This is a genomic window from Amycolatopsis suaedae (assembly GCF_004214935.1).
Classification (GTDB): domain Bacteria; phylum Actinomycetota; class Actinomycetes; order Mycobacteriales; family Pseudonocardiaceae; genus Amycolatopsis; species Amycolatopsis suaedae.
The window spans coordinates 27,501-45,889 of sequence record NZ_SFCC01000027.1 but is presented as its reverse complement, the minus strand read 5'-3'; the positions used below and the strand labels follow the sequence as shown (position 1 = coordinate 45,889).

General features: G+C 70.5%; 20 protein-coding genes, 2 tRNA genes, 1 other RNA gene and 1 pseudogene. 10 read left to right on the top strand and 14 right to left on the bottom strand.

Annotated features, from left to right (window positions below):
* Positions 1-113: 113 nt before the first annotated feature.
* A pseudogene (locus EWH70_RS35140) lies at positions 114-1,058 on the bottom strand (helix-turn-helix transcriptional regulator); the annotation flags it as partial.
* Between the two features lie 61 nt (positions 1,059-1,119).
* Here EWH70_RS35140 and EWH70_RS35135 point away from each other — a divergent pair.
* Positions 1,120-2,298, top strand: coding sequence for an epoxide hydrolase family protein (locus EWH70_RS35135; protein WP_130479916.1), 1,179 nt, complete (start codon positions 1,120-1,122; stop codon positions 2,296-2,298).
* A 10-nt stretch (positions 2,299-2,308) separates the two neighbouring features.
* Here EWH70_RS35135 and EWH70_RS35130 read toward each other — a convergent pair whose 3' ends face one another.
* The 3 genes from EWH70_RS35130 to ssrA form a co-directional block, all read right to left on the bottom strand.
* Positions 2,309-3,106 (bottom strand): nucleotidyl transferase AbiEii/AbiGii toxin family protein, encoded by a 798-nt coding sequence (locus EWH70_RS35130; RefSeq protein ID WP_165436553.1) that lies wholly within the window; start codon positions 3,104-3,106, stop codon positions 2,309-2,311.
* Positions 3,075-4,142: a type IV toxin-antitoxin system AbiEi family antitoxin gene (locus tag EWH70_RS35125; RefSeq protein WP_165436552.1), complete on the bottom strand. Its 1,068-nt coding sequence runs from the start codon at positions 4,140-4,142 to the stop codon at positions 3,075-3,077. The genes EWH70_RS35130 and EWH70_RS35125 overlap by 32 nt, the downstream gene beginning before the upstream one ends.
* A gap of 167 nt (positions 4,143-4,309) precedes the next feature.
* Positions 4,310-4,682, bottom strand: a transfer-messenger RNA (tmRNA) gene (gene ssrA / locus EWH70_RS35120).
* A gap of 174 nt (positions 4,683-4,856) precedes the next feature.
* On the opposite strand from ssrA, the gene EWH70_RS35115 reads away from it, so the two are divergent.
* The 3 genes from EWH70_RS35115 to EWH70_RS35105 all read left to right on the top strand — a co-directional run bounded on the left by EWH70_RS35115 (position 4,857) and on the right by EWH70_RS35105 (position 7,434).
* Entirely contained in the window at positions 4,857-5,603 is a 747-nt protein-coding gene (locus tag EWH70_RS35115) for a sensor domain-containing protein (protein WP_130479913.1), read from the top strand.
* A gap of 95 nt (positions 5,604-5,698) precedes the next feature.
* A complete protein-coding gene (locus tag EWH70_RS35110) occupies positions 5,699-6,766 on the top strand; it encodes a sensor histidine kinase (RefSeq protein WP_130479926.1) in 1,068 nt (355 codons plus the stop codon).
* 26 nt (positions 6,767-6,792) lie between these two features.
* The gene (locus EWH70_RS35105; RefSeq protein WP_130479912.1) at positions 6,793-7,434 is read left to right on the top strand and encodes a response regulator transcription factor; all 642 of its coding nucleotides are present in this window, start codon (positions 6,793-6,795) and stop codon (positions 7,432-7,434) included.
* Between the two features lie 13 nt (positions 7,435-7,447).
* On the opposite strand, the gene EWH70_RS35100 is transcribed toward EWH70_RS35105, so the two are convergent.
* Positions 7,448-7,795, bottom strand: a complete 348-nt coding sequence (locus EWH70_RS35100) for a cupin domain-containing protein (protein WP_130479911.1) — start codon at positions 7,793-7,795, stop codon at positions 7,448-7,450.
* Positions 7,796-7,886: 91 nt separating this feature from the next.
* Between EWH70_RS35100 and EWH70_RS35095 the strand changes: the two genes are divergently transcribed.
* From EWH70_RS35095 to EWH70_RS35085, 3 genes are all read left to right on the top strand, one after another.
* Entirely contained in the window at positions 7,887-8,339 is a 453-nt protein-coding gene (locus EWH70_RS35095) for a MarR family winged helix-turn-helix transcriptional regulator (RefSeq protein ID WP_240687396.1), read from the top strand.
* 88 nt (positions 8,340-8,427) lie between these two features.
* On the top strand, positions 8,428-8,640 hold the full coding sequence (locus EWH70_RS35090) for a hypothetical protein (RefSeq protein WP_130479910.1): 213 nt from the start codon (positions 8,428-8,430) through the stop codon (positions 8,638-8,640).
* A gap of 94 nt (positions 8,641-8,734) precedes the next feature.
* Positions 8,735-9,997 (top strand): acyltransferase family protein, encoded by a 1,263-nt coding sequence (locus tag EWH70_RS35085; RefSeq protein WP_130479909.1) that lies wholly within the window; start codon positions 8,735-8,737, stop codon positions 9,995-9,997.
* A 2-nt stretch (positions 9,998-9,999) separates the two neighbouring features.
* Here EWH70_RS35085 and smpB read toward each other — a convergent pair whose 3' ends face one another.
* The 6 genes from smpB to EWH70_RS35055 form a co-directional block, all read right to left on the bottom strand.
* Entirely contained in the window at positions 10,000-10,476 is a 477-nt protein-coding gene (gene smpB, locus EWH70_RS35080; RefSeq protein WP_130479908.1) for an SsrA-binding protein SmpB, read from the bottom strand.
* 41 nt (positions 10,477-10,517) lie between these two features.
* Positions 10,518-11,417 (bottom strand): permease-like cell division protein FtsX, encoded by a 900-nt coding sequence (ftsX, locus tag EWH70_RS35075; RefSeq protein ID WP_130479907.1) that lies wholly within the window; start codon positions 11,415-11,417, stop codon positions 10,518-10,520.
* A gap of 58 nt (positions 11,418-11,475) precedes the next feature.
* A complete protein-coding gene (gene ftsE, locus EWH70_RS35070; protein WP_130479906.1) occupies positions 11,476-12,165 on the bottom strand; it encodes a cell division ATP-binding protein FtsE in 690 nt (229 codons plus the stop codon).
* A gap of 85 nt (positions 12,166-12,250) precedes the next feature.
* A complete protein-coding gene (gene prfB, locus EWH70_RS35065; RefSeq protein WP_130479905.1) occupies positions 12,251-13,354 on the bottom strand; it encodes a peptide chain release factor 2 in 1,104 nt (367 codons plus the stop codon).
* Between the two features lie 67 nt (positions 13,355-13,421).
* A complete protein-coding gene (locus tag EWH70_RS35060) occupies positions 13,422-13,925 on the bottom strand; it encodes a PadR family transcriptional regulator (protein ID WP_130479904.1) in 504 nt (167 codons plus the stop codon).
* Positions 13,926-14,206: 281 nt separating this feature from the next.
* Positions 14,207-14,280 (bottom strand) — tRNA-Met (locus EWH70_RS35055).
* 61 nt (positions 14,281-14,341) lie between these two features.
* Between EWH70_RS35055 and EWH70_RS35050 the strand changes: the two genes are divergently transcribed.
* On the top strand, positions 14,342-14,758 hold the full coding sequence (locus EWH70_RS35050) for an acyl-CoA thioesterase (protein WP_130479903.1): 417 nt from the start codon (positions 14,342-14,344) through the stop codon (positions 14,756-14,758).
* Here EWH70_RS35050 and EWH70_RS35045 read toward each other — a convergent pair.
* The gene (locus EWH70_RS35045) at positions 14,740-14,997 is read right to left on the bottom strand and encodes a hypothetical protein (RefSeq protein WP_130479902.1); all 258 of its coding nucleotides are present in this window, start codon (positions 14,995-14,997) and stop codon (positions 14,740-14,742) included. The two genes, EWH70_RS35050 and EWH70_RS35045, sit on opposite strands and share 19 nt — an antisense overlap.
* Positions 14,998-15,087: 90 nt before the next feature.
* The gene (locus EWH70_RS35040; RefSeq protein WP_130479901.1) at positions 15,088-16,161 is read right to left on the bottom strand and encodes a hypothetical protein; all 1,074 of its coding nucleotides are present in this window, start codon (positions 16,159-16,161) and stop codon (positions 15,088-15,090) included.
* A gap of 154 nt (positions 16,162-16,315) precedes the next feature.
* Between EWH70_RS35040 and EWH70_RS36565 the strand changes: the two genes are divergently transcribed.
* Both EWH70_RS36565 and EWH70_RS35030 read left to right on the top strand, forming a co-directional pair.
* The gene (locus tag EWH70_RS36565; protein ID WP_130479900.1) at positions 16,316-17,437 is read left to right on the top strand and encodes a sensor histidine kinase; all 1,122 of its coding nucleotides are present in this window, start codon (positions 16,316-16,318) and stop codon (positions 17,435-17,437) included.
* Positions 17,434-18,069 (top strand): response regulator, encoded by a 636-nt coding sequence (locus tag EWH70_RS35030; RefSeq protein ID WP_130479899.1) that lies wholly within the window; start codon positions 17,434-17,436, stop codon positions 18,067-18,069. The genes EWH70_RS36565 and EWH70_RS35030 overlap by 4 nt, the downstream gene beginning before the upstream one ends.
* 203 nt (positions 18,070-18,272) lie before the next feature.
* Here EWH70_RS35030 and EWH70_RS35025 read toward each other — a convergent pair.
* A tRNA-Met gene (locus EWH70_RS35025) sits at positions 18,273-18,346 on the bottom strand.
* Positions 18,347-18,389: the final 43 nt, after the last annotated feature.

The window sequence follows — 18,389 nt, the reverse complement described above, 5'->3', positions numbered from 1 at the left end:
CCCGCACGCCCACCCACCAACACAAGATCAACAACTACCACCTGGATCCACCGACAAACCACATCGGTGGATCCAGGTTCTTCGCTAGTAAAGCTCCCTTGCTCCCGCTTCAAGGCGCGGTGGTAGCGGGCGATCAGGGTGGTGACGGCGTCCGCGAGCGCGGGTGAGTCGACGATCTCGAAGTCGACGTCCAGCATGCCGAGCCAGACCAGCAGCTGGTGCGGGTTGTCCGAGCCGGCGGTGAGCAGGCAGCTGTTGTCGTCGATCGCCTCCAGCTGTCCGGCCAGCACCGGCACCCGCGCCGCCACCACGTCGCGCGGCGCGTGCACCCGGACCCGGGCGCGGAACCGCCACGGGGCCTGCGCCGCGCCCCGCTCGACGAACTCCCCCACTCCCTCCTCGGGCGGTTCCCGCGGGGTGAACCGGGGGCCGGCCGGGATCTTCGGCTCGATCCGGTCGGCGCGGAACGTCCGCCAGTCGTCGCGCCCCAGGTCCCAGGCCAGCAGGTACCACCGTCCCCGCAGGTGGACCAGCCGGTGCGGCTCCACCTCGCGCCGGGTCGCGGCGCCGTCGTGGGAGCGGTAGTCGAACCGCAGCCGCTGCGCGTCGCGGCAGGTGGTGGCGAGCGTGGTCAGCAGGTCGGCGTCGACGGTCGGCCCCCTGCCGGGCACCGGCACCGTGTAGGCCTGCACCGCGTTCACCCGCCGCCGCAGCCTGCCGGGCAGGATCTGCTCCAGTTTCGCCAGGGCCCGCACGGACGTCTCCTCGATACCGGCGACCGTCCCGCTCGCCGCCGTGCGCAGGCCGACCGCGACGGCCACCGCCTCCTCGTCGTCGAGCAGCAGCGGCGGGAGCTGGGCGCCGGCACCCAGCCGGTAACCACCGGAGACGCCGGGGGTGGCGTGCACCGGGTAGCCCAGGGCCCGCAACCGTTCCACGTCGTTGCGCACGGTCCGGGTGGTGACGCCGAGCCGCTCGGCGAGGTCCGGCCCGGACCAGTCGCGGTGGGTCTGCAGCAGGGACAGCAGGCGCAGCAGTCGCGCGGAGGTTTCCAGCATTCTTGCACCCTCCCCGCAATCGCGGAACGAACCTTTCCTCAATGCTTTCTACCGTGGGTTCATGACTCAGAACAGCACCGACATCCGCCCCTTCCGCATCGAGATCCCGCAGGCCGAGGTCGACGGGCTGCGTGCCCGGCTGGCCGGTACCCGCTGGCCGGCGGCCGTGGGCACCGGCTGGTCGCGTGGCGTCCCGCTGGACTACCTGCGGGGCCTGGCCGGTTACTGGGGCGGCGAGTTCGACTGGCGGGAGCAGGAGGCGAAGCTCAACGAGCTGCCGCAGTTCACCACCGAGATCGACGGCCAGACCATCCACTTCGTGCACGTCCGCTCGGCGGAGCCGGACGCGGTGCCGCTGCTGCTGACCCACGGCTGGCCGGGGTCGTTCGTCGACTTCCTGCGGGTGATCGGCCCGCTCACCGACCCCGCCGCACACGGCGGCGACCCCGCCGACGCGTTCCACGTGGTCATCCCGTCGCTGCCCGGTTTCGGGTTCTCGACCCCGGTGTCCGGTGAGGGGTGGGGCAACCTGTTCCGCGTCGCGGCGGCGTTCGCCGAGCTGATGAGCCGGCTGGGCTACGAACGGTTCGCGGCGCAGGGCGGCGACGTCGGCGCCGGCGTGTCGGGCATGTTGCCGATGGTGGCTCCCGGCCGGGTGCTGGGCGTGCACCTGAACGGCCCGGCGCCTGCGCCGTTCGGCCCGCCGCTGGAGCTGGACGCTCTGTCCGGCGCGGACCGGGAGCGGGCGGAGCGGTTCGAGCAGTGGCGCGAGACCGGCATGGGTTACCTGCACCTGCAGGCGACCCGGCCGCAGACCCTGTCCTACGGGTTGTCGGACTCACCGGCGATGCAGCTGGCGTGGATCGTGGAGAAGTTCGCCGAGTGGACCGACCCGGCCGCGACGCTGCCGGAGGACGCCGTGGACATCGACCAGTTGCTGACGGCCGTGAGCATCTACTGGTTCACCGGCTCGGGTGCCTCGTCGGCGCACTTCACCTACGAGGGCATGCGGGCGTTCCGGGAGTTCGTCCGGCAGGCGGGTGGCAACCCCACCGGCGGCGTCGCCGCGCCCACCGGCGTCGCGGTCTTCGCGGCCGACCACAGCATCAAACCCCTGGTCGACCCCGCGAACGAGATCACCCACTGGACCGAGCACCAGACCGGAGGCCACTTCCCCGCCATGGAATCCCCAGAAGACCTGGTCAACGACATCAGAAGCTTCTTCAGCACCTTGAGGTGACAGAACCCGGTTAGACGTGCGCCTCCCTGATGCCCTCGGCCAGGGCCGGAACAAGGGCCGCACCTCGAGGGAGGCGAACGTCGCCGACCAGCCGGGCCAGTACATCGGTGTTACCGACCATGTCGAGCAGCACCGCGACGCCCGCAGGATCAAGCAGGCCCGGCATGTGCGACCCAAGGAGCCAGGCTCCCGCCAGCGCGGGGTCGTAGCCGTGCCGCTCGAGGATGTCGATTTCCTCGCCGTAGAGCCGGTCCAAATACGGTCCCGACGAATACCAGCCGATCATTGTCCCGAGGTCGATGGCGTCGCGCGTGGTCCTGGCGCGCCGATCCCACCAGGCCAGGAGCTTGAGTAGCGCCAACGCAGGCACCGTGGGCACCTTGATGACAAGCCCGCCAGGTAGCCGCACCAGCTCGGCCGATGCCACCGCTTCACTCAGCCCTCGAACGTTCATCCGGTGGTCGTCGGGCCAGAGGATGGTCCGGTCTTCCTCCTCGACGCCCCCATAAGGCAGCACATCGACCTCGACGCCTTCCACGAGAAACGAATGCACGCTCTTGCCGCGCCGTTCCAGCCGGCTGACGAACCGGTCGAAGTCCTCCCAGGTTCCCATCGCGGCGGCGATGTCGATGTCTCGAGTGGCCCGGTCAGGCGGCCCACCGACCAGCCCGATCGACAGCATTGTGCGTGCCGTTGCCCCGACAACGAGGTAGTCGACTCCCGCTGCGCGGGCAACCTCATCCACCCGAGCCAGCACTTTCGCGGCAAGCAGGAGATCAGGTTCGGTCGATGCGCTCAAGTCGAGCATCGATCCTCCGAATCCGGTCGCCATGATCGCGCTGGCGCGGATCCCCGGAAGCCAGCAGGTCGGCGTAGATCAAGGGGGACGGCACGATCCAGGACTCGGGTTCGGGTGCCTGCCAGAACTTGGTTCGAACGTGCACGTTGCCTTTGTTTTCCGCCCGAGCGAGGCGATACCGGCTGATGAGGCGGACGGGCACCCGGTCGGCGTAGAGCGTGAGGGAGGACGGCCGCAGGTGCGGGTCGATGAGGCTCGCCCCGGCTTCCCCGCCCACCTGAACTCCCAGGGCGAGCAGATCGCTTTCCGCGTCGCGCCACCACGAGAGGTCCGCGGCATCGAACTCACCGAGGGTGAGCGCGGAGTCCAAGGTGATCGAGTATGCCTCGGACCACCGGTCGAGCAGTTCAGCTCCGCGAGCAAGCCGTCGCTCACCCCCACGTCCGTACAGATAGCCGGCGTCGCCGAGCTCGTCGATCACTGTCTTGACCGTGCCGAGCGACACTCCGCTTGCCTCAGCCAGCCGGCGGTACGGATAGGCGGCCGTCTCCGGCCAGCTGAGCAGGACGAAAAGGACTCGCAGACCGGCCCGGCCGAAGGCTCCCGCGCCCCGCGACGAGGCTCTTCCGGCGGGCGTGGCGGGCTTTCGCCGGCCGCGGATGTCAACCAGGACGTCGTCCCAGGCGAGATGAGCATTGCCCGCGGTGTCCACGTAGTCGATTCCCCGGGCACGCAGCCGCCCGGCGACCGGGTCGCCTAGATACGTGGTGAGCAGCAACGGCGGGGGAGCCGACGGAAAGTGGACAGCCGTGGCCAGTTCTGCCGTCATCCGCCGCTTGATCTCCACCCCGTACGTCCGGGTGGCACCGGATTTCGTGGTGAGCCGCACCATGACGTCCACCCGGCTATCCGGCACATCACCGGGAACCCGCGCTTCGGTGCCGAGCACCTCGACCCGGAAGCCCAGCTCCTCAAGCCGGAGACGCGCTTCCGCGGGCCAGCCAGTCGCGTTCAGCGACTCGGCATGTTCATTCAAATTGAACATGCTCACATTTTGAACGCACCCCACCCCACGCGCAAGCTGGTCAACACCCAACGCACCCACGCAGTCAGGACGAGGAGCAGGCACCGTGGGGGGTTTGGGGGCTCGGCCCCCCAACATGATGAGGACAAAGGGAAGCGGGGCCCGGCGCAGCCGGGCCCCGCGAACAAGAGTGGAGGTGCCGGGAATTGAACCCGGGTCCTCTGGCGGCTCTCCAAGACTTCTCCGTGCGCAGTCCGCTGTGTCTCTACTCGGCCCCACCGGTCACGCGAACAAGCCGGTGTGACGGGCCCAGCCACTGTGAGTGTCCCGATCGGCCCCCGTGGCCGGGGCTGACCGGTGAGCCTCCTAGCTGATGCCGGCGACCGGGTCGGAGGCGATCCCGGGCCGACAGACTTCGGTCTTACCTAGGCGGCAAGAGCGAAGTCGCGCTGGCTATTGGCCTTGGCGCTTATTGGTTTGCGACGACGCTTACGGTGGTCTCTCGCCTGCACCGGCACGCTTCCCTTGAATCGACGTCCAGAGTCGAAACCGTTCACCCCCTTGCTGGGTATCACAACCTGTCCATCATAACGCGCCCGGCAAGCGAGATAATTCCCGTCGGGCGGGGTGGGGCTGGCCCTACCTGGCAGACGGCCGTGCACACCATGGCCGCGCCGCAGGTCACGGGCGATGCTGGAGTCCGTCACACCCCGACCCGCCTGGAAGGATCCGGCCATGGAAACGGTCCGCGTCGAGCACGAGGGCAACAGCCCGCGCCCCCGCCTCGGCGGGTCGGTCGCCTACCTCCTGCTGAACCTGCCCATCGGCGTGGTGGGCATGTCGCTGCTGCTGGCGCTGTTCTCGGCGGGTGTCGGCACCGTGATCGTGTGGGCCGGTCTGCCGATCCTGGCACTGGCCCTGCTGCTCTCCCGCGGCGCGGCGAAGGTGGAACGGGCCCGGATCTACGCCATGCTGGACACCTACATCGCGCTGCCGTACCGGCCGCTGCCCGAGGGCACGGTGGCGCAGCGCTGGAAGGCCCGCGTCGCCGACGGGGCGACCTGGCGCGACGTGGCGTACTTCTTCCTGCTGTTCCCGATCGGTGTGATCGAGTTCTGCCTGACGGTGACGTTCTGGGCGACCAGCCTGTCGCTGCTCGCCCTGCCGATCTACTTCCGGTTCCTGCCCGGCGGCGCGTACCACTTCCCCGGCTACGAGGTGCGCTGGATCACCGTAGACTCGACGCTGGAGGCCCTGCCCTGGGCGGCGCTGGGCGTGCTGGCCGCGGCGTTGTCGGTGGCGCTGACGAAGGCGCTGGCCGCGACGCACGCCCGGTTCGCCAGGGCGCTGCTCGGTCCGACGCGGCGCTCGATGCGGCTGGCGGAGGCCGCCGAGCGGGAGGACGACCTCCTGGGAAAAGCACTGGCCTCCGGACCGGAGGCACGCGAGATGGGGGCGGGGAAACCGGTGACCACGTGGTGAGTGCCGCCGTGCAGGTCGGCGGCGGGAACGAGCCCGTCGCCGGCTCGCCCGCGGATCAGCGGCTGCGGCCGCATCCGCTCAAGGCGGCGGCGTTCATGTTCGTCAGCTTCCCGCTGCGGCTTCTGCAGTTCGTGCTGCTGGTGGTGCTGACGGCGGTCGGCATCGCCACGACGATCATCTGGATCGGGGTGCCGCTGCTGGCGATGGCGACCGGGCTGGCCCGCTGGTTCGGCGACGTCGAGCGGCGGTGGGTCCGCGTCGGGCTGCGCATGCCGGTGGACGACCCGCACCGCCGTCCGCTGGAGGGCAACTGGCTGACCCGCTGGCGCACCCGGCTGACCGACGCCACGACCTGGCGCGACTTCGCCTACGTGATGCTGATGCTGCCGCTGGGGGTCTTCGAGTTCGCCCTCTCGATCGTCAGCTTCGTCCTGTTCCCGGTGATGCTCTGGGTGATCCCCACGCTGGGCTGGCTGCACGGCAAGCTGGCCGGGGCACTGCTGGGGCCGCCGCGCAGCGAGGCGCTGGAGGTCAAGGCGGAGCGGCTGCAGGCGTCGCGGGCGCGGGGTGTCGACGCGGCGGAGGCCGAGCGCAGGCGCATCGAGCGCGACCTGCACGACGGCGCGCAGCAGCGGCTGGTGGCGGTGGCGATGAGCCTGGGCCGGGCCAAGTCGAAGCTGGACAACGACCCGAACGCGGTACGCGACCTGATCGACGAGGCACACAGCGACGCGAAGCTTGCGGTGTCCGAGCTGCGCGACCTGGCCCGCGGGATCTACCCGGCGGTGCTGGGCGACCGCGGCCTGGACGCGGCACTGTCGGCGCAGGCGGCGAAGTCGCCGGTGCCGGTGGACGTGTCGGTGGACGTCGAGCCGCGGCCGCCGGCGGCGGTGGAGAGCACGGCGTACTTCATCGTGGGCGAGGCGCTGACCAACGTCGCCAAGTACGCGAAGGCGACGGCCGCCTCGGTGAAGGTGTGGCGCACGGACAACGAGGTCGTCGTCGAGGTCACCGACAACGGCCAGGGCGGCGCGGAGTTCCGTCCGGGGGGTGGGCTTGCGGGCCTGGCCGACCGGGCTGCCACGATTGACGGTGTCGTAACCGTCGTCAGCCCGCCGGGTGGTCCCACGGTGCTTCGCGCGGACCTGCCGTGCACATGGTGAGCTGACACCGCCTTCCTGGGGGAACCATGCGGGTCGTGATCGCCGAAGACGCCGTTCTGCTGCGGGCCGGGGTGCAGCGGCTGCTCGCCGACGAGGGAATCGAGACCGTCGCCGCGGTGGACAACGGCGACGACCTGCTGGTCGCGGTGAAGGAGCACCGGCCGGATCTGGCGATCGTCGACGTCCGCATGCCGCCGACGTTCACCGACGAGGGGCTGCGGGCGGCGCTGGGCGCGCGGGAGATCGTCGACGGCCTGCCGGTGCTGGTGCTGTCCCAGTACGTCGAGGAGAGCTACGCGGTGGAGCTGCTGTCCGGCGGCGCCGGCGGGGTGGGTTACCTGCTCAAGGAGCGCGTGGCCGACGTGGCGGAGTTCCTCGACGCGGTGCGCCGGGTGGCCGGCGGCGGCACGGCGATCGACCCGGACGTGATCGCGCAGCTGATGGCACGCGGGCGGAAGAACCCGCTGGACTCGCTGACGGCCAGGGAGTCGGAGGTGCTGGGCCTGATGGCGCAGGGCCTGTCGAACACGGCGATCGCGAACTCGCTGGTGGTCTCGCACGGCGCGGTGGAGAAGCACATCGGCAACATCTTCGCCAAGCTCGGCCTGGAGGCCAGCTCGGTGGAGCACCGCCGGGTCCGCGCCGTGCTCACCTACCTGGGCCGCTGACTCCCGTAAGGGGTCAGCGCGCCCAGGGCGGGTCGATCGTGTTGCCGCCGAGGTGGGCCCGCACGCCACGCGAGCTGCAGGCGGTCAGCAACGCCGTCCGCTCCCCCGGGTTGGCCAGCGCGAACTCCTCCCGCGGCTGGACGACCAGCACCTGCCCCTCGGCCAGCCGCCGCTGCTCACCGCCGATCGTGGCGACCACCTCCCCGGCCCGCACGACGAAGATCTCCTCCCGGCTGACGCTGTGCGTCTCACCCGCGGCACCCGGCCCCGCCTCGATCTCCCAGACGGCCAGCTCCGTGGACCCCGTGCTGGGCACCGCCAGCGGCCGGAACCGGAATTCCCCACGTTCGAACGTCGTCACCGAACCTCCAAGTAGTCAACCTGCTTGACGAGCAATACGGTAAAGACACCTGACCATCCAGTCAAGTTACTTGTCCAATTGAGGAGCGGCGTTGAGCGATCTGCCCGGCCTGCTGGCCCTGACCTTCCGCGCGGTCATGGACGACGTCCACGAGCAGCTGGCCGCGGAGGGATTCGGCGACGTGCGGCCGGCCCACGGCTTCGCGTTCCAGTTCCTCTCCCACCGCGACGGCGCCACCGCGGTCGAGCTGGCCGAGCACCTCGGGGTCACCAAACAGGCCGCGGTCCAGCTGATCGACGAGCTGGAACGGCGCGGCTACGTCCACCGCCGCGCACACCCCACCGACCGGCGCAGCAGGCTGGTCGCGCTCACCACCCGCGGCTGGGACTGCATCGAACGGGTGGTGGCGCGGTCCCAGCAGGTCGAACAGCACTGGGCCACGCTCGTCGGCGACGGCGCGCTGGACGGTCTGCGTGACTGCCTGACGGCCTTCGTCCGGGACGCCGCCACCCGCCGGCCGGTCACGCTACGCCCAGTGTGGTGAATCCGGCTCACCCAAGAGGACGGCACCACGCCGCCTGCCGCTCACTTACCATGGCCGGAATCGGGTGAACCGGCGTGAGGAGAAGCGGATGTCTGTGCGACCCCGGCAGAGCGCCCGCTTCTTCGGCGGCCCGCTGGACGGCAGGGTGCAGGAACTCGGCGACACGGAGCCGGTGCGCGGCAGCGTCGTCCGGCACGTCCACCTGCACGACGGCCCGAAGATCGAGACCCACTACGAGCTCGACCTCACCGAGACCGGCTGGGAGTACCGGGTCCGGCCGACCCGGCCGGTCGAGGGGTAGGGAACGCCCCACCACGCCACGGGGCTGAACCCGAACACCGATAGACCTGCGCACCTGGCTGTGCCGGAACCCCGTCTCGGCCAGGCTGGTCGTCATGCAGACAGGGCAACGCAGGGACATCTTCCTCGACGTCGTACGCGCGGGCGCGATCGTCGGCGTCGTCGGCCAGCACTGGCTGATGCCGGTACTGGCCTTCGACGGCGAGCAGCTGGCCACCGGCAACGCGCTCAGCACACCGGGCTGGTGGATCCTGACCTGGCTGTCGCAGGTGATGCCGCTGGTGTTCTTCGCCGGCGGCGCGGCCAACCTGCTTTCCCTGCGGCGCGCCACGTCGCCCCGGGACTGGCTGGGCGCCCGGGTACGCCGGCTCCTGCTGCCCGTGCTGCCACTGATCGGGGTCTGGCTGCTGGCACCGTCCCTGCTGCGCGTGCTCGGCGTGCCGGAACAGCCGGTGGGCGTCGCCGGCGCGATCGCCGCCCAGCTGCTGTGGTTCCTGTCGGTGTACCTGCTGACGGTCCTCGCCACGCCACTGATGGCCGCGGCCCACCGCCGGTGGGGCCTGGCGGTTCCCGCCGTGCTGGGTGCGGCGGCGCTGCTGGTCGACCTCGCCCGCTTCAACGATCTCGGCCTGATCGGCTACGCCAACGCGGTGTTCGTCTGGCTCGCGGTGCACCAGCTCGGCTTCGCCTACGCCGACGGCACCCTGCGCCGGCTGACCCGCCGTGGCGCGCTGTGGCTGTCCGCGGGCGGATTCGGGGTGACCGCGTTGATGGTGGCGTTCGGGCCGTACCCGGCCAGCATGATCGGCATGCCGGGCGCACCGACGTCGAACATGAGCCCGCCCAGCGCCGTGCTGCTGGCGGTCGCGGTCGGCCAGGTAGGCCTGCTGCTGGCCGCCAGGGACGCCCTGGTCGGCTGGGCGTCGCGGCGCGGGCCGTCGGCGGTGCTCGGCTGGCTCGGCCCGCGGTTCATGAGCGTGTACCTGTGGCACATGCCCGCGCTGACCGTCGTCGGCGGCGTCGCCGTGGTGGGCCTCGGCTACGCCACCCCGGAACCAGGTTCGGTGCAGTGGCTGCTCGCGGCACCCACCTGGCTGGCCGCCACCGGCGTCGTGCTGGTCGTCCTGCTCAGGGTGTTCGGCCGGTTCGAGACCCTGGGTACCAGGCCCAGCACGGCGCCGACAGCGCAGCTGGTCGCCGCGGGCGTCGCCGGGTCGGCGGGCCTGCTGGGGCTGGCCGCCACCGGCTTCGGTGACCTGGCGGGTGTCCTGCCGTGGGTGGCGCTGGTGCTGGCCGGGTTCGCGCTGGGCGGTGCCCGCCTCACCGCGCCGCGGCCGGCCGTGGCGGTCGCCCGGTGAGCTCAGTACCGGCCCTTGAGCGCCCGTCCCATGGCCTTGGCGACCTCGCGGTTGGCGTCCCGCTTGGCGATGTCCTGGCGCTTGTCCCAGGACTTCTTGCCCTTGGCGAGCGCGAGCTCGACCTTGACCTTGCCGTCACTGAAGTACAGCGCCAGCGGGACGAGTGCGAGCCCGCTCTCCTTGGTCTTGCCGATCAGCTTCTCGATCTCGCCCCGGTGGAGCAGCAGCTTGCGGGTGCGCCGGGGGGTGTGGTTGGTCCAGGTTCCCTGCACGTACTCGGGGATGTGCAGGTTGCGCAGGAACACCTCGCCGTCGTCGACGGTCGCGAACGCGTCGGCCAGCGAGGCCCTGCCTTCCCGCAGGCTCTTGACCTCGGTGCCGACCAGCACGATCCCCGCCTCGTAGGTGTCGAGGATCGCGTAGTCGTGCCGCGCGCGGCGGTTCGAGACGATGACCTTGCGGCCACGTTCCTTGGGCATAACGGCGACTCTACGTGATTTCCAGGCGTGTAGCAGGTGGTTTAGTGGCGGACGTAGAGACGCAGCGTGACGTATCCGGTGACGGCCGAGATCAGCACCGACACACCGAACATGACCGGCGCCGCCCACACCAGGATGTCCAGTGCGGACACCATCGGGATGACGTCCCCGGTGGTCGCCAGCGCCTCGTCGAGGAAGGCGTACTTCACGCCGAGCAGGATCCCGACGGCGACGGCCGCGCCGACGACTCCGGCGACCACCGCCTCCAGGAGGAACGGCAGCTGGGTGTACCAGCGGGTGGCGCCGACCAGGCGCATGATGCCGACTTCCGTCCGGCGGGTGAACGCGGACACCTGGATGGTGTTGGAGATCAGCAGCAACGCGGCGACAGCCATCAGCAACGCGCCGACGAACGTCAGGTTGCGGCCGCTGTTGAGGATGCCGAAGAACCGTTCGAGGAACTGGTTCTGGTCGGTGATCTTGTCGACCCCGGGTTTCGCGCCGAACTCCTGCTGGATCACGTCACTGCGGGTGGGGTCCTTCATCTTCACCTGCAGCGACGCGGGCAGGGACTCGGGCCGGGCCAGTTCGAGCAGCTCCGGCTGCCCGGCGAAGATGCGCTTGAAGCGCTCGAACGCCTGGTCGCGGTTCTCGAAGACGACCGACTCGACACCGGGGTTGGCCTCCAGCTCGGCACGCAGCGACGTGCACTGCGGCGTCGAGCAGCTCTTGTCGGCCGCGCTGATGTCGTTGGTGAGGTTGACCGACACCTCGACGTCTTCGAGGTAGTTGGTCTTCATCTTGTCGATCGTGTTCACGATGAGGACGCCGCCGCCGAGCATGGCGAGCGACACCGCGGTGGTGATGATCATCGCGATGGTCATCGTGATGTTGCGGCGGAGGCCGTTGATGACCTCACTGAACACGAAGCTGGCACGCATCGGGGTGACTGTCCCTTGGGGGTCGGGGGCTTACTCGGGCGGGGCGCGTCGGGCCGGCTCAGCGGCCGACGCCGTACACCCCGCGGGCGTCGTCACGCACGACCCGGCCGAGCTGCAGCTCGACGACACGCCGCCGCATGGAGTCGACGATCGAGTGGTCGTGGGTGGCCATCAGGACGGTGGTGCCGGTGCGGTTGATGCGCTCCAGCAGGAGCATGATGTCCTGGCTGGTGTCGGGGTCGAGGTTCCCGGTGGGCTCGTCGGCCAGCAGCACCAGCGGCCGGTTGACGAACGCGCGCGCGATGGCGACGCGCTGCTGCTCACCGCCGGACAGCTCGTTGGGCAGCCGGTCGGCCTTGCCGTCGAGGCCCACCAGTTCGAGGACCTCGGGGACGACCTTGCGGATCGTCTGCGCCGGCTTGCCGATGACCTCCAGCGCGAACGCGACGTTCTCGGCCACGGTCTTGTTGTTGAGCAGCCGGAAGTCCTGGAACACGCAGCCGATGGTCTGGCGCAGGCGGGGGACCCTGCGCCGGGCCAGTTTGGCCACGTCGAAGTTGGAGACGTACACCCGGCCGCGGGTGGGCACCTCCTCGCGCAGCAGCAACCGCAGGAACGTGGACTTGCCCGATCCGGACGGTCCGATCAGGAAGACGAACTCGCCCTTGTCGATCTCGACCGACACCTGTTCGAGAGCGGGGCGGGTCGAGGTCTTGTAGACCTTGGATACCTCTTCGAGCCGGATCACGGTCCGTCATCCTACTCATGGCCCTCGTTAAGCCGTGGTAGCCCGTACGTCACCCGTCCGGAGTACGCCCCCCTGCGCGCTGGGATCAGCTGTTGGCGGCCTGCTTGCGCCAGCGGATGCCTGCCTCGAGGAATCCGTCGATGTCGCCGTCGAGCACGGCGGAGGGGTTGCCGACCTCGAAGTCGGTACGCAGGTCCTTGACCATCTGGTACGGGTGCAGCACGTAGGAGCGCATCTGGTTGCCCCAGCTGGAGCCGCCGTCCTTGAGCGCGTCCATCTCGGCGCGCTCCTCCTCCTTCTTGCGCTGCAGCAGCTTGGCCTGCAGGACCTTCAGCGCCGCGGCCTTGTTCTGCAGCTGCGACTTCTCGTTCTGGCAGGACACCACGATGCCGGTGGGCAGGTGGGTGATGCGCACGGCCGAGTCGGTGGTGTTCACGCTCTGCCCACCGGGGCCGGACGAGCGGTACACGTCGACCCGGATGTCCTTCTCCGGGACGTCGACGTGGTCGACCTCCTCCACCTCGGGCAGCACCTCGACGTGGGCGAACGAGGTCTGCCTGCGTCCCTGGTTGTCGAACGGCGAGATGCGCACCAGCCGGTGGGTGCCCTGCTCGACCGACAGCGTCCCGTAGACGTAGGAGGCGCTGATCTTGAAGGTCGCGGACTTGATCCCGGCCTCTTCGGCGTAGGAGATGTCGTAGACCTGGGTTGGGTAGTCGTGCCGCTCGGCCCAGCGCAGGTACATACGCATGAGCATCTCGGCCCAGTCGGCCGCGTCGACGCCGCCGGCCTCGGAGCGGATGGTGATCATGGCGTTGCGGTCGTCGTACTCGCCGGACAGCAGGGTCCGCACCTCGAGCGCGTCGACCTCGGCGACCAGCGCCGCGAGCTCGTTCTGCGCCTCGGTGAGGCTGGCCTGATCGCCCTCGGCCTGGGCCAGTTCGTGGAGAACCTCGAGGTCGTCGACCCGCTGGCGCAGGCCGGTGACCCGCCGCAGGTCGGCCTGCCGGTGCGAGAGCTGGCTGGTGACCTGCTGCGCCTTCTCCGGGTTGTCCCACAGGGTCGGGCTGGCGGCCTGTTGCTCCAGGTCGGCGACCTGGGCACGCAGATCGTCGAGGCCCATCACCGACTCGACCTGCGTCAGCTTGCCGGCGAGGTCCTTCAGGTCTGCTTCGAACTCAGCACTCACGCCTACCAAGGTTACGGCAAGCGCGGTGACCGGTTGCGTTCACCGGCCACCGCCCTGCCGTCTGCGGTCAAGACGCCGGAATGGCGTCGATCAGCTTCAGCGCCGCCTTGGCGTGAGCCTGACCGAAGTCCGCGACGGCCTTGGCGTACGGGTCGCCTGCCGCGGCCTTCGACGCCGCCTTCGCCGCGTCGAGTTCCTCGGTGTAGGTGGCACGCGCGTTCTCGATGAGCGTGGCGCGCTGCTTGACCGTCAGCGTGCCGGCGTGCACCAGGCGCAGGATGAGCGGGCTGCGCAGGTGGTCGGGGCCGGGGGTGTCGATGAGCCAGGCCTTGAAGGCCTTCTTCCCGGCCGCGGTGATGACGTATTGCTGGCTGGAGCGCGGGCCCTGCTTGCCCAGGCGCACTAGGCCTTCCTTCTCCAGTGCCGGGAGCTCCCGGTACACCTGGCTCCTGGTGACGCTGAAGAAGGCACCAAAACGTTCCCCGGCGCTGGCGACGAGCTGCCCGCCGGTAGCGGGGCCGTCGTGCAGCAGGCCGAGCAGGGCTGCGGCTGTTGCGTTCAAATCGGACACCCCTCTACGTTCCCACTAAATCACCATTCTGTCCACAGTGGAGAAGATATCCGTCCACAGTGGCTAGTGCATCGCCCCTCGTTCGGCCTAACCCCAAGCCCACGTCCACAAAGGACCACTACACACTGTGCCCGATGAGGCCAAACAGCGGAACCGGCACCGCCGAAGGGGGGTCCAGGGGGGCGAAGCCCTCCCTGGCGGGGGTCTGGGGGTTCGACCCCCAGGAAAGGCGAAAGGGGCCGCGGTCTGCGCTTTCCGCAGACACACGACCCCTGCCTCTGTAGCGGGGACAGGATTTGAACCTGCGACCTCTGGGTTATGAGCCCAGCGAGCTACCGAGCTGCTCCACCCCGCGTCGGTAGTTATGAGTTTACACGTGCTGGGAGGGGGGTTCCGGGCGGGGTAGCTTCGGGCGCATGTCAGGTGATCAGGTGGTGTTCCGGCACGTCGTGCGGGTGCGGCCGGTGGACTGCGACCGGCAGGGCGTGGTGCATGCCTCGCGGTACGCGGTGTTCTGCGAGGCGGCGATGATCGAGGCGTTGCGGCACGGGCTGGGCGACTATGCCGCGCTGGAGCGGGCCGGCGTGGATTTCGTGCTGGCCGAGTTCACGATCCGCTATCTCGCGCCTGCCCGGTTCGACGACGTGCTGGCCGTCGGGGTGCGGGCGACGCGGGTGGGTACCACCGCGGTGACGGTGGAGTTCGGCATGGACGTGGACGGCAGGCGCGTGGCGCTGGCGTCGGGCCGGTACGTGCAGGTGTCGACGGCGGGCTGGACGAAGGTGCCGCTGCTGCCCGCGGTGCGGGAGTTGTTTCACGCGGGCACCGGCTGAGTCGCGCAGGTGGCGCACGGCCCGCGGCGGCACAGGTGGTAGGCCCAGGTGGCGGCGGCGAGCGCGAGGCCCCAGCGGGGCCAGCGTTCGCCCCACCGCCGGGTCAGCCCGAGGGTCCGCACGCCGGAGGCGGCGGCGACGCCTGCCAGCAGCGCGCCGAACGCCCAGAGGCCGTTGCGGCGGCCTTCGGCGAACGAGGCGTCGTCGATTCCGAGGGAATGCCGAGTGCCCACAGCCACCGGGAGAGGGCGTAGGCGAAGGGGATGGCGAAGGCGGTCCACGCGGCCCACCTGCCCCAGCGTGTGCCCCGCGCGTGACCCATGGGGTGGTCATGCGGGCACCGGTCCGGGCAGTTCGACGACCGGGGTGCCACGACCGCAGACCCGGCAGGCGCGCCGGGTGCGGTAGTGGTAGGCGAGCGTGGCCGCGCCGAGGCAGACCGCCCACAGTGGCCAGTAGGTCATGGGGCTGGTCAGCAGGGTGGTCAGGTCGGAGCCGCCGATCCGGACGACTCCGGCGACGGTGGGCAGCAGCGCGGCGGTGACGACGGAGGCGAACACGAGCGGGAACCCCCGTGGCACCGGTTTTCCCCGCAGCCCGGGGATCCAGCGGGGCCAGATCTCGCCCCAGCGGTACACCAGTCCGAGGGTGAGAACGCCGCCCAGGGTGGCGAAGCAGGCCAGGTAGAGGCCGGCCCAGACCAGTCCGTTCGCGTGCAGCTCGTCCAGTTCCCCGGCGGACATTCCCAGCGGGATGCGCAGCACCCAGGACGCCCGCAGCAGGGCGTAGAACAGCGGCACGAGGAAGGCGATGTAGGCGGCGACCCGGCCCCAGCGGGCGGCCGCGGCCGGTGTCGTCCACGCCGCGGTGTGCTCGGCACGGCCGCAGTGGGCGCAGGCGTCGCGGCCGCGGCGCAGCGCGGTCAGGGTGGCGCCGAGCCACAGCAGGCCGCCGGCCTGGCACAGCAGCATGTTCAGCACGGGCCAGGGCAGGGCGGTGGTGAAGTAGTCGACCGGTGGCCAGCCGAAGATCGAGACGAGGGCGATCGGCGCGTAGGCGATGGCCAGCAGGACGCGGAAGTCGGCGGCGGCGACGAGCAGCAGCGCGGTGTAGCAGGCGCCCAGTGCCACCAGTATCCGCGACCGGGTCCTGGCCAGCAGGAACGCCACGACGGCGCCGGTGTACCCGATGGCGGCCAGCACCGGGCCGAATCCGGCGGCCGTGGTGGTTCCGAACAGGGATTCGCCCCTGGCGTCGGGCACGTCACCCTCGCCGAACGGGAAGCCGGGGACGCCCAGTGTCCACAGCAGACCCAGTGTTCCGTAGCCGAAGGACCAGGCGGCCGCGGCGTAGCCGGTCCAGCGTGGCCAGGCGCGCAGCGTGCGGCGCAGCGGTTCGATCATGGCCTCCTCCTCGGGGTGGTGTGCACTTTCCGAGGCTGGCCGGTGACGTGCGGCGGCGGCAGGTGCCGTGGCGCACCGATCGGGGTCACCGGATCCGGCCGGGTGTGCCGATCGGCACGGGCGCCACGCCGGCGGGGTTTCTACGATCGGTGTCGTGCGTTCCGCCGTGGTTGCCGCGTCGCGGGCGGCGGCCCAGGTGGTGGCCGCCGCGTCCGCGGTCGCGGCCTGTGTGGCGGAGCCCGCGGGGATTCCGCTGGTCGCGGCCGCGCTGGCGCTGGTGACCGGTCTGGTGTGGTGGCCGCGCTCGCGGGCCTGGCTGCCGTGGCTGGCGGGCGGCGCGGGTGCCGTGTCGGGTGCGGCGACGGCGGGCAGCCTGCTGTGGTCGTGGCTGCCGTTTCCGAACTGGACGATCATCGAGCTGTTCCTGCTGTGCCTGCTGGTGGCGGCGGTGGCCAGGTGGTCGCCGGTGCGGGCGGCGGTGGCGGGTGGTTTCGCGGCGGGGCTGCCGTCGGCGGTGGCGATCCTGCGGGTCGGCGAGCAGATGTCCGGCACGGAGGCGGTGTACGGCGTGGCGTTCTGGGCGTTCGGCCCGGTGCTGGCGGCGGCGGGTGGGGGTCTGCTGCGGATGCAGCACACCCGCCGGGTGCGGGCGGTCGAGGAGGCCAGGCGGGAGCAGCGGCTGGAGCTGGCGAGGGACCTGCACGACTATGTGGCGCACGACGTCAGCGAGATGATCGCGCAGGCGCAGGCCGCGCAGCTGGCGGCGGACGGTCCGGTGCTCGGGGCGTTGCGGCACATCGAGACGGCGGGGCTGCGGGCGATGGCGGCGATGGACCGGACGGTGCGGATGTTGCACGACGATCCGGACGAGGCCCGGTCCCAGCAGGGGGTGGCGGAGTTGCCGGAGCTGGTGGAGCGGTTCGCGGCGGCGAGCCCGGCGCGGGTGCGGCTGGAGTTGGAGTCCGGTCTGGCGGAGCGGATTCCGCGGGAGCTGACGTCGACGGTGCACCGGATCGTGGTGGAGGCGCTGACGAACGTGCGCAGGCACGCGCCGCGCGCGGAGTGGGTGGAGGTGTGTGTGCGGGAGGTGGACCGTTCGGTGGAGGTGTCGGTGGCCAACGACGCGAGTGACGCGCCGCCTGGTGAGCTGGGCCGGTCGGGCGGGCTGGGGCTGCCGGGGCTGACGGAGCGGGTGGAGGCGCTGGCGGGGACGTTGCGTGCGGGGCCGCATGGGAACGGCTGGCGGGTGCTGGCGCGGTTGCCGGTGTCGTCGTGACGATCCGGATCGTGCTGGCCGACGACCAGGAGGCGATTCGCGGGGCGTTCCGGATGGTGCTGGACGCTCAGCCGGACATGCGGGTGGTCGGCGAGGCGGCGGACGGGCTGGCTGCGCTGGATCTGGTGGAGCAGCTGAGCCCGGACGTGGTGCTGGCGGACATCCGGATGCCGAGAATGGACGGTCTTGAACTGACGCGACGGCTGCCGGATTCGGTTCGGGTGGTCGTGGTGACGACGTTCGACCTGGATTCGTACGTGCATTCGGCGCTGCGCAACGGGGCGTGCGGCTTCCTGCTGAAGCGGTCGGGGCCGACGTTGCTGGTGGAGGCGGTGCGGGCGGCGATGGCCGGGGACACGCTGATCAGTCCGCAGATCACGGTGCGGCTGCTGCGGCATCTGACGGAGCCGGGGGTGAGTGAGCCGTCGGAGCCGCTCACCGACCGGGAGCTGGAGATCGCCCGTCTGGTGGCCCGTGGTTTCAGCAACGCCGAGGTGGCCGCGGAGTTGTTCATCAGCGCCGGGACGGCGAAGAACCACGTGGCGAACATCCAGCGCAAGCTCGGCGTGCGCAACCGCGTCGGGATAGCGGGCTGGGCCTGGTCGGCCGGCCTGCTCCCCCACCACCCGTGAAGCAAGGGAGCTTTACGAGCGAAGAAGGGTAGTAAAGCTCCCTTGATGCAAAACCCACCGCAACCCAACAACGAAACCGGCACCGCGAAGGGGGGTCCAGGGGGCGAAGCCCTCCCTGGCGGGGGTCTGGGGGGTTCGACCCCCAGGGCGAAAGCGAAAGAGGCCCGGCTTGCGCGTTCCGCAAGCACGGGCCTCCCACTCTGTAGCGGGGACAGGATTTGAACCTGCGACCTCTGGGTTATGAGCCCAGCGAGCTACCGAGCTGCTCCACCCCGCGTCGGTAACGTCTACTGTACGCGTCGGTTACCGACGGGGGCAAA

Bases quoted from the DNA above. Each gene is read 5' to 3' on its own strand.
- EWH70_RS35135 (WP_130479916.1), top strand. From the start codon at position 1,120: ATGACTCAGAACAGCACCGACATCCGCCCCTTCCGCATCGAGATCCCG.
- EWH70_RS35130 (WP_165436553.1), bottom strand. From the start codon at position 3,106: ATGCTCGACTTGAGCGCATCGACCGAACCTGATCTCCTGCTTGCCGCG.
- EWH70_RS35125 (WP_165436552.1), bottom strand. From the start codon at position 4,142: ATGTTCAATTTGAATGAACATGCCGAGTCGCTGAACGCGACTGGCTGG.
- EWH70_RS35115 (WP_130479913.1), top strand. From the start codon at position 4,857: ATGGAAACGGTCCGCGTCGAGCACGAGGGCAACAGCCCGCGCCCCCGC.
- EWH70_RS35110 (WP_130479926.1), top strand. From the start codon at position 5,699: ATGTTCGTCAGCTTCCCGCTGCGGCTTCTGCAGTTCGTGCTGCTGGTG.
- EWH70_RS35105 (WP_130479912.1), top strand. From the start codon at position 6,793: ATGCGGGTCGTGATCGCCGAAGACGCCGTTCTGCTGCGGGCCGGGGTG.
- EWH70_RS35090 (WP_130479910.1), top strand. From the start codon at position 8,428: ATGTCTGTGCGACCCCGGCAGAGCGCCCGCTTCTTCGGCGGCCCGCTG.
- EWH70_RS35085 (WP_130479909.1), top strand. From the start codon at position 8,735: ATGCAGACAGGGCAACGCAGGGACATCTTCCTCGACGTCGTACGCGCG.
- smpB (WP_130479908.1), bottom strand. From the start codon at position 10,476: ATGCCCAAGGAACGTGGCCGCAAGGTCATCGTCTCGAACCGCCGCGCG.
- ftsX (WP_130479907.1), bottom strand. From the start codon at position 11,417: ATGCGTGCCAGCTTCGTGTTCAGTGAGGTCATCAACGGCCTCCGCCGC.
- EWH70_RS35050 (WP_130479903.1), top strand. From the start codon at position 14,342: ATGTCAGGTGATCAGGTGGTGTTCCGGCACGTCGTGCGGGTGCGGCCG.
- EWH70_RS35040 (WP_130479901.1), bottom strand. From the start codon at position 16,161: ATGATCGAACCGCTGCGCCGCACGCTGCGCGCCTGGCCACGCTGGACC.